The sequence below is a fragment of the Micromonospora sp. D75 genome (assembly GCF_018070405.1).
GTDB classification, from domain to species: Bacteria; Actinomycetota; Actinomycetes; order Mycobacteriales; family Micromonosporaceae; genus Micromonospora; species Micromonospora chalcea.
This window is the reverse complement of sequence record NZ_JAGPXV010000262.1, coordinates 1-7,729: the sequence shown is the minus strand read 5'-3', so window position 1 is coordinate 7,729 and position 7,729 is coordinate 1. Positions and strand designations below refer to the sequence as shown.

Genomic DNA, 7,729 nt, shown 5'->3' with positions numbered 1-7,729 from the left:
GCATGCCCTTGACCGAGCGGTACCAGCGCCGGTTCGGCAGCCCGTACGTGGTGGTGCACCGCGCCGAGTTGCACCGCCGCCTGCTCGACGCCGCCCGGCGGCTGCCCCGGATCACGCTGCGCCCGGCCGCCTCGGTGGCCGGCTACGACCAGAACGCGGCCGAGGCCACCGTGCGCCTGGACTCCGGCGAACGGATCCCCGCCGACATGGTGGTCGGCGCCGACGGCATCCACTCCCGCATCCGCCGCCAGCTCGTCGGCGACGGCGAGCCGCGCAACTCCGGCATCACCGCGTACCGCGCCATAGTCCCCATGTCCCAGGTGCCGGCCCGGGTACGCCGGGACGCGGTCACCTGGTGGGCCGGACCGGACTGCCACTTCGTGCACTACCCGATCAGCGGCGGGGCGTACCTGAACATGGCCGCCAGTCACGCCGACGGCGCGCCCACGCTGTTCGCCGGCCGGCCCACCGACGGCGCACTGGTCCGGGCCGCGATGTCGCGCCTCGGCGCGGTCGGTGACCTGCTGCGCCTCAGCGACGAGTGGCGGGCCTGGGTGCTCGTCGACCGGCCGCCCGTCGACGACTGGGCCGACGGCCGGGTCGCCCTGCTCGGCGACGCCGCGCACCCCATGCTGCACTACGCCGCGCAGGGGGCCTGCCAGGCGCTGGAGGACGCGGTGGTGCTCGGCGACCTGCTCGGCGACGGCGCCGAGCCGGTGCCCGAGGTGCTCCGCCGCTACGTCGCGCAACGGCGGGAGCGGACCGCCGCGGTGCAGGCCGTCTCCCGCGACAGCATCCGGCTCTGGCACGCCGCCGGGGACGCGGCGACGGCCCGCAACCGGGCGCTCGCCGCGATGACGCCGCAGGAGCTGCACACGGCGGTGGCCTGGATGCACGCCGCCCGGGTGCGCGGCGAGCGCCCGAGCGAGGCCGTGCGATGACAGGCCCGCGGCATCTGCGGATCTGCATCGTCGGCGCGGGCCCGCGCGGACTGTCCGTCCTGGAGCGGCTCTGCGCCCAGGAACGGCACGACCGGGCCTGCGCCAGCCTCACCGTGCACGTGGTGGACCCGGCCGCGCCCGGCGCCGGCGCGGTGTGGCGCACCGACCAGTCCCGGCTGCTGCTGACGAACACCGTCGCCTCACAGATCACCGTCTACACCGATCCGAGCTGCCGGCTGGCCGGGCCGATCGAGCCCGGGCCGAGCCTGTACGAGTGGGCCCGGAGCGTGGCGTCGGCGGGCCCGTGGGGCGCGCTCGACCCCGACGTGCTCGACGAGGCGCGCGCCCTCGGCCCCGACGACTATCCGACCCGGGCGTTCTACGGCCACTACCTGCGGGCCAGCTTCCGCCGGATCGTGCGCCGCGCGCCGCCGCACGTCTCGATCCGGTGCCACCGCTCCCGCGCGGTGGCCAGCGCCGACACGTCGGGCGTGCCGGGCGGTCCGCAGGGCGTCCGGCTGGCCGACGGCACCCGGCTGCACCACCTGGACGCCGTGGTGCTGGCCCTGGGACACGCCGCCGCCCGGCTGGATCCCCGGCAGGCACGCACGGCGAGCCTGTCCCGGGTGCACGGACTCACCTATCTCCCCCAGGCCAACCCCGCCGACGTCGACCTCGGCCACATCCCGGCGGGCGCGCCCGTGCTGCTGCGCGGGCTGGGCCTGACGTTCTTCGACCACCTGATCCTGCTCACCGTCGGCCGGGGCGGCAGCTTCACCGAGGAGAGCGGACGGCTGCGGTACCGCCCCAGCGGCGCCGAACCGAGGTTGTCCGCCAGTTCCCGCCGGGGCATCCCGGCGCAGGCCCGGGGCGACAACCAGAAGGGCGTGACCGGCCGGCACCTGCCCCGGCTGCTGACCGCGCAGGCCGTGGCGCGGCTGCGCGCCCGCCGCGCCCGCGGCGAGTCGATCCGGTTCCGCCGCGACGTGTGGCCGCTGATCGCCGCCGAGGTGGAGAGCGTCTACTACGCGACGCTGCTGCGCCGCACCGGGCACGCCGGCCGGGCCGAGAGCTTCACCGTGCGCTACCTCGCGACACCCGCCGAGCGGCGGCCGGCGCTGCTCGACGAGTACCCGATACCGCCGGCGCGGCGCTGGGACTGGGACCGGCTGGCCCACCCGTACCGCGGGCGCGAGTTCCGCGACCGGGACGACTTCCGCGCCTGGGCGCTGGACCACCTGGCCCGGGACGTTGCGCACGCGCGGGCCGGCAACGTCGACGGGCCGCTCAAGGCAGCGCTGGACGTCCTGCGTGACCTGCGCAACGAGATCCGCCTGGCGGTCGATCACGGCGGGATCGACGGCGACTCGTACCGCGACGAGCTGACCGGCTGGTTCACCCCGTTCAACGCGTTCCTCTCGATCGGCCCGCCGGCCCGGCGCATCGAGGAGACGATCGCGCTGATCGAAGCCGGTGTGCTGGAACTGACCGGGCCGGACACCCAGATCGTCATCGACACCGAGACACCCGCGTTCGAGGCGACGTCCCGGACCGTGCCCGGTCCCCCGGTCCGCGCCGGCGTCCTCATCGAGGCGCGGCTGCCGGAACCCGACCTGCGCGGCACCGCCGACCCGTTGCTGCGCCACATGCTCGACACCGAACAGTGCCGGCCGTACCGGATCCCCTACGACGGCGGCACGTACGAGACAGGAGGACTCGCCGTGACCGAACGTCCCTACCGGGTCGTCGACGCCCAGGATCAGCCACACCCGCGCCGGTTCGCGTTCGGTGTGCCCACCGAGTCGGTGCACTGGGTGACAGCGGCCGGCATCCGGCCGGGCAACGACTCGGTGATCCTGGCCGACGCCGACGCGATCGCCGCCGAGGTGCGCTCGCTCGCGCCGGCCGGACACGCGGTGGCCGACCGCGCGGCCTCCGGGTCGGCCCGCTTTCCGGGGGTGATCGTGTGATCGACACGCTCGAAGTGGCGGTGGACAGCGGCCTGCTCTCACCGGTGCGCGCCGGCACGAGCATCGAGCCGGTGGTCGGCGACCGGGCCTGGTTGCAGGCCATGCTGGACGCCGAGGCGGCGCTCGCCCGCGCCCAGGCGCGGCTGGGCACGCTGCCCGTCCAGGCCGCCGCGGTGATCACCCGGACCGCCCGGGCCGAGCTGTTCGACCTGCGGGGCGTCGCGATGGCGTCCCGGGACACCGCGAACCCGGTGGTGGCGCTTGTGGCCCAGTTGACCCGCGCGGTCGCCGAGCTGGACCCGGCCTCCGCCGAGTACGTCCACCGTGGCTCCACCAGCCAGGACATCCTGGACACCGCGGCGATGACAGTCGCGCACCGGGCGCTCACCGTCATCGACGACCACCTCGCCGCCGCCGTCGACGCGCTCGCCGGGCTGGCGCTGACCCACCGCGACCTGCCGATGGCCGGGCGGACGCTGGCCCTGCACGCCGCCCCCACCACGTTCGGGCTGAAGGCGGCCGGCTGGCACCAGTTGCTGTGCGACGCCCGGGTGCGGCTGTGCCGGGTACGCGACCAGGGCCTGCCGGTGTCGCTCGGCGGCGCGGCCGGCACGCTGGCCGGCTATCTGGAGTACGCGGCGCTGGACGGCGCGGCCGAGCCGGACCCCGGCTACGTGGACCGCCTCGTGGCGGCGTTCGCCGAGGAGACCGGCCTGAGCCGGCCTGCGTTGCCCTGGCACACGCTGCGTACGCCGCTGGCCGACCTCGCCGCGGTGCTCGCGTTCGTGACGGGCGCGCTCGGCAAGATCGCCGTCGACGTGCTCTCGCTGGCGCGCAGCGAGGTGGGCGAGGTGGCCGAGCCGGCGGCCAGCGGGCGCGGCGCCTCCTCCGCGATGCCGCACAAGCGGAACCCGGTCCTCGCCACGCTGATCCGCAGCGCCGCGCTCCAGGTGCCGCCGCTGGCGGCCGGGCTCACCCAGGCGCTGCTCAGCGAGGACGAGCGGTCCGCCGGCGTGTGGCACGCCGAGTGGCTGCTGCTGCGCGAGTGCCTGCGGCTCACCGGCGGCGCCGCGGAGGCGGCCGTGACGCTGACGCGGGGGCTCGTGGTGCGCCCGGAGCGGATGGCGGCCAACCTGGCGCTGACCCGGGGCCAGCTCACCTCCGAACGGGTCGCCGCCCGGCTCACCCCCGTCGTCGGCCGGGACCGGATCAAGGAGGTGCTGACCCGGGCCGCCGCGGAGGCCGACGCGACCGACCGCCCCCTGTACGACGTCCTGGCGGAGACGCCGGAGCTGCGCGGCCGCTACACCGCCGAGGAACTGGCCCGGATCGGTGATCCGGCCGGCTACCTCGGCGCGGCGGGCACGCTCGTGGACGGCGCGGTCGTCGCCCGGGCGGAGCCGGCCCGGCGCTGACCGCTGGTCCCCGCGCGCACGAGCCGCGGTCGGACGCGGGATCGGGTCAGCCGATGCCGTCGACCGCGGCCCGCAGCGCGCTGATCGACGGATCCCAGGTGAAGTTCAGGACGGGGATGCCGGAGGCGGCGGCGTTGCTGTCGCCGCCGAGGACCACCGCCCGCGGTTTGCCGGTGCCCTGGGGGACCACGAGATACCAGTTGCCCTTCACGTTCGCGATGAACACGTCGTCTGCCTCCTGGTCGGGCGGGTTCGGGTTGGTGACGTCTCCGGCCCAGCTCTCGAAATCGGCTGTCGCGCGGAAATCCGTCGGACTGGCGGTGTTCAGCCAGAGGCTGGTGTGCACGTGCGGCCCGACGCCGGACTCGCTGCCGTTGGCCGAGGCGCCGGAGTACGCGATGGTCTGGCCACGCGACACACGTTGACCGGGTGAGACGGCGACCGCCGACAGGTGCAGGTGCCGGGTGTAGTTGCCGTCGTCGTGGGCCATCCCCACGACCCGCCCGGTGGCCGTGGACGTGTCGGCCTTCACGAACCGGATCGTGCCGTTCGCCGCCGCCATGACCGGGGTGCCGGCGCCGACCGCGTAGTCGGTGCCCGGCTCGGCCGAGGGCGGCGTCCGGTTCCGGTGGTCCTGCCAGGAGCTGGAGATGCGGACACGTCCGCACGGCCGCTGGTAGCCGCCGGCGGCCCGGGCGGAGCCGGGCAGCAGGGCGAAGGCGGCCGTCACCCCGGACGCGGCCAGCGCGGCGCCGGTGAGGAGCCCGCGTCTGGACAGTCCGCGCAGGTAGGCGATGCCGCCGAGGTCCTCGGGCGGCGGAGCGCCGTGGCCGACGTCCCGGGACGACCCGTCACTGAGGATCATCGATGTAAGGTACGGCCGGTTCGGACGCGGGGCAAGCGCCTCGCCCGGACGCCACGCACGCCCTCGCCGGTCGTCATTCCGTCGATGGACGCCTATTCGAAGAACCCGTTTCCGGCACTAGGCTGACGACATGTCTGACGAGCTTTCACCTTCGGCGCAGCAGTCTGCGCTGTCCGGAATCGGCCTGCGCGGCATCGACCACATCGGCCTGGCGGTGAATGATCTGGACGAGGCGATCGAGCGGTACGAGACCGTCTTCGGCATGCGGTGCGTACACGTGGAGGAGAACGCCGAGCAGGGAGTCCGGGAGGCGATGATGTCGATCGGCCCCGACCCCGCCCATGGCCGGCTGCAGTTGCTCGCCCCGCTGACCCCGACCTCGCCGATCGCCCGCTTCCTCAGCCAGTCCGGCCCGGGCGTGCAGCAGATCGCGTGGACCGTCGACGACGTCGAGAAGACCTCCGCCGAGCTGCGTGAGCGCGGCGTACGGCTGCTCTACGAGCAGCCCAAGCGCGGCACGGCCGGCTCCCGGATCAACTTCGTCCACCCGCGTGACGCGGGTGGAATCCTGGTCGAGCTGGTCGAGCCGGCCGCCGCCTGAGCGGGCCGCCCGGCCGCCCCGAACGGCCGGTCCCGCCGGATCGTGCCGGTCCGGCGGGACCTCGACGGCGCCGCGGTCAGTGCCGGGTGCGTGGCAGGATCCGGTCCAGCCAGCCGGGCAGCCACCAGTTTCCGCGACCGATGAGCCGCATCAGGGACGGGACCAGCAGCAGCCGGACGATCGTCGCGTCGATCAGCACGGCCAGGGCCAGCATGAAGCCCATCTGCTTGATCTCGAGGATGCGGGTGAACATGAACGACGCGAAGACCACGACCATGATCGCCGCGGCGGCGGTGATCACCTTCGCGGTGCGGGTCAGTCCGAGCTGGACGGCGGCGGCGTTGTCGCCGGTACGGTCCCACTCCTCGCGCATCCGGGAGAGCATGAACACCTGGTAGTCCATGGAGAGCCCGAAGACCAGGGCGAACGCGAACAGCGGCAGGATCACCTGGATGAACCCGGTCCGCTCGACGCCGAGGAGGTCGGCGCCGTGCCCCTCCTGGAAGACCAGCACCGCCGCGCCGAAGGCCGCGCCCGAGGTGAGCAGGTTCATGAAGATCGCCTCGAACGGCAGGACCAGCGAGCGGAAGGCGATCAACAGCAGCAGCCAGCTCGCCGCCAGCACGGCGCCGATGACCAGCGGCATGGCCCGGGAGCTCTCGTCGGTGATGTCCACGATCTCGGCGGGGCCACCGCCGACGTGAGCGGTCAGCCCGGTGCCGGCGAACGCGCCACCGGCCTGAGTGCGCAGCTCGCGTACCAGATCGGCCGTCTCGTCGGTGTCCGCGCCGTGCCGTGGACGGACGGTGACCACAGTGGTGTCCCCGTCCCGGCTCACCAGCTCGGCCAGGGCCGGGCCGGCGGCGCGCGTCGCGGCTTCGAGGTGGGCGGTGGTGTGCCCCTTGGCCTGGGCGTCGAGCACCCGGGTGACGCTGACGACGTCAGCGGCCTCCCGGTTGCCGGCGGCCTGGCCGCTGAACCGGGCGACGGCGTCGAGCTGCGCGTCGGTGAACCGGTCGCCGCCGGCCGAGACGACAACTGTGATCGGGGCGAGCACGCCGGGCGCGTACGCCTCGGAGACGATGCCGTACCCCTTGCCCGGCGGCGACTCGGCCACCGCGCCGGCGCCGAGGTCGACGCCGTACTGGAGGTGGAAGACCGGGATGGACAGGGCGCCGAGCAGGACGGTGCCGAGCGCGGCCACGAGCAGCGGACGGCGCATGACCACGGCGATGGCCTTGGCCCAGCCGGAGTGCTCCGGGTCCGGGTGGGCCAGCGACCGGCGGGCCCAGGGCAGCGCGAAGCGGTTGATGCGGGGGCCCAGAAGACCGAGCAGGGCGGGCAGCAGGGTGACCGCGATGAGCATCATGACCAGCACGGCGACTGTCATGCCGACGGCCATCGAATAGACCTTCGCGGAGCGGACCAGCCAGAGCCCGGCCAGCGAGACGACGACGGTGATGCCGGAGAACAGGACGGCCTGCCCGGCGGTGGCCACGGTGCGCCCGATGGCCCGGGCCCGTTCCGGACGGCCGCTGTCACCTGCTTTCGCCAGTTCCTCGCGGAACCGGGTGACGATGAACAGCGTGTAGTCGATGCCGAGCGCGATGCCGACCATGCTGACAGCGGTCTGCACGAACACGTCGAAGGTGGTGAAGTGGGTGGCGATGCCGAGCGCGCCGAACGCGGCGAGCACGGCGACGACACCGAGCAGGAGCGGGATGGCGGCCGCCACGAGCGACCCGAACGCGAGCAGCAGGACGATGGCGGCGGCCGGGAAGCCGATCGTCTCGGCCATGGACAGGTCCTCGTTGCCCTGCTCGACGGCGGCCGCGGCGAGCGGCGAGACGCCGGTGAAGTACGCCTCCACCTGGCCGGTGCCGAGCCCTTCGGCGATCTCGCCGAGCGGCCCGGCCTGCTCCTGGAGTTTCTTGTCG

At 74.3% G+C, this 7,729-nt stretch carries 6 protein-coding genes; 4 read left to right on the top strand and 2 right to left on the bottom strand.

The features are described from left to right. The 3 genes from KBX39_RS16950 to KBX39_RS16940 all read left to right on the top strand — a co-directional run. Positions 1–941 (top strand): FAD-dependent monooxygenase (locus KBX39_RS16950; protein WP_210871466.1); only part of this gene is annotated, 941 nt, incomplete at its 5' end. Beyond that, entirely contained in the window at positions 938–2,911 is a 1,974-nt protein-coding gene (locus KBX39_RS16945) for an FAD/NAD(P)-binding domain-containing protein (RefSeq protein ID WP_210871464.1), read from the top strand. The genes KBX39_RS16950 and KBX39_RS16945, both read left to right, overlap by 4 nt. After that, complete coding sequence (locus tag KBX39_RS16940; RefSeq protein WP_312247447.1) at positions 2,908–4,326, top strand: adenylosuccinate lyase family protein; 1,419 nt, start codon at positions 2,908–2,910, stop codon at positions 4,324–4,326. Before KBX39_RS16945 ends, KBX39_RS16940 begins: the two co-directional genes overlap by 4 nt. Before the next feature lie 46 nt (positions 4,327–4,372). On the opposite strand, the gene KBX39_RS16935 is transcribed toward KBX39_RS16940, so the two are convergent. After that, a complete protein-coding gene (locus KBX39_RS16935; RefSeq protein ID WP_210871462.1) occupies positions 4,373–5,191 on the bottom strand; it encodes a M23 family metallopeptidase in 819 nt (272 codons plus the stop codon). Between the two features lie 130 nt (positions 5,192–5,321). Here KBX39_RS16935 and mce point away from each other — a divergent pair, with 130 nt between their 5' ends. Beyond that, positions 5,322–5,792, top strand: coding sequence for a methylmalonyl-CoA epimerase (gene mce / locus KBX39_RS16930; protein WP_043323011.1), 471 nt, complete (start codon positions 5,322–5,324; stop codon positions 5,790–5,792). Between the two features lie 76 nt (positions 5,793–5,868). Here the strand turns inward: mce and KBX39_RS16925 are convergent. Further along, positions 5,869–7,729: MMPL family transporter (locus tag KBX39_RS16925; protein WP_210871460.1), on the bottom strand; the 1,861-nt coding region annotated here is incomplete at its 5' end.